This is a genomic window from Moorella naiadis (nom. illeg.) (assembly GCF_051020825.1).
Lineage (GTDB): Bacteria > Bacillota > DSM-521 > Neomoorellales > Neomoorellaceae > Neomoorella > Neomoorella naiadis.
In genome coordinates, this window is sequence record NZ_JAXGFQ010000075.1 from 1 (window position 1) to 1,499 (window position 1,499).

1 protein-coding gene is annotated in these 1,499 nt (G+C 47.3%); it reads left to right on the forward strand.

Annotated features, from left to right (window positions below; translation table 11 throughout):
• Nucleotides 1–505: 505 nt before the first annotated feature.
• Nucleotides 506–1,315, forward strand: coding sequence for a 5-deoxy-glucuronate isomerase (gene iolB / locus SDD30_RS17335; protein WP_434076182.1), 810 nt, complete (start codon nt 506–508; stop codon nt 1,313–1,315).
• Nucleotides 1,316–1,499 lie beyond the last annotated feature (184 nt).

Below are 1,499 nucleotides of genomic sequence, written 5' to 3' on the forward strand. Positions count from 1 at the left end.
GCGGAGCTCGTTCAAGTATAAGGGCGCAACCAGCGCCTGGAGGGGACCTGCCCCACCCCCAGTACAGTAGCATACTGGTTCGCAAGAACGCTATTTTCAGGATAGTGTACAAAGCCCAGGGCTTGGTGAAGGCGTTGTTTGGTTACTACTAAATATTTCCATTTAAGTAAAATATAGAAAAAACTGTAAGCCCGCGTGATTTCGGAGGAGAAGTATTTACTTGGTTTACCAGCCGTATTTCAAATGTCCTCCTGGAGGGGACTAAGCTGGAAAAGCAAAGGCCTGTGGCTATCATAATAAGGCTAATTTTATTACCATCTCTTAACTCATTGCTGGTAACCTGGATTTTGGTCTACCCACTTGATGTAGTGAGGAGCTGATAATTTTAATAGCGAACCAGTTGAGATAGTAACCTGTTGGCCGCCTCGGTGAATTAATTTCTGCTTAAAAATAGTCGGGTCTATTGCAATCATTAAAGTTACTTTTGAAAGGGAGACGAAACAATATGGAGCAGCTGTATTACCATTGTCAAGAGAGCAAAGGATTTCAACAAATTCTTCAGCCCAACGGCACGAATGACTTAATGGGGTTTGCTTTATTAAAATTAACGCCAGGTGAGGAATTCACCTCCCGTTCGGGTGAGTATGAGCTTGCGGCTGTTATTATGAGCGGTAAGGCTTCATTTGTGGTTGAAAATAAGCATTTTGAAAACCTGGGCGTCAGGGAAAGTGTTTTTCAGGGAAAGGCTACCACAGTCTATATACCCAGAGACAGTGATTACAGAGTAAAAGCCGAAACTGCCCTGGAGGCAAGCTTCTGCCAGGTAAAAGCCGAAAAAAAGTATCAACCGTTTGTGGTTTTACCAGATGAAGTGACAACGAATCACCGCGGTGCTCAATTCTGGCAGCGGGAAGTACATGATATTATCGTCGAGAATGGCGAGGGCAGGGTGGACCGGATTGTTGTCGGAGAAACCTACAGCGCCCCGGGAAGCTGGTCCAGCTTTCCTTCTCATAAACACGACCGGAATCGGCCGCCCCAGGAAACAGAGCTGGTTGAGATCTACCACTTCCGGGTTGAACCGGCTAACCTCTTCGGCGTCCAGCTCTTATATACTGAAGATGGTAAGGTAAATGAAGCATTTTTGATTAGAGATAGAGATACGTTTAAAATACCATACGGCTATCACCCGGTAGCCGCCCCGCCGGGGGTTAAACTTTATTACCTGTGGTTCCTGGCCGGCAATCATGGCCGCGAGATAATACCTTACGATGATCCAGCTTTTCGTGATTTGCGGAAACTGGAGACGGCTTAACAGCTTTCCAGGCGTAATACTAAATATGGGAAGGAGAATACAGGTTGCGACCTTTAAATAAAACCCTGCTCACCGGCGATTTCAACTTTCCCCCCAACCTGGAGGCAGGCCCCTACCCGGGCCACCTGCCGGAGCGGGTCATCCAGTTCGGGGAAGGCAATTTCCTGCGCGCCTTTGTCGACTG

Excerpts from the sequence above, each read along its gene's own strand:
- iolB (WP_434076182.1), top strand. The coding sequence starts at position 506 with ATGGAGCAGCTGTATTACCATTGTCAAGAGAGCAAAGGATTTCAACAA.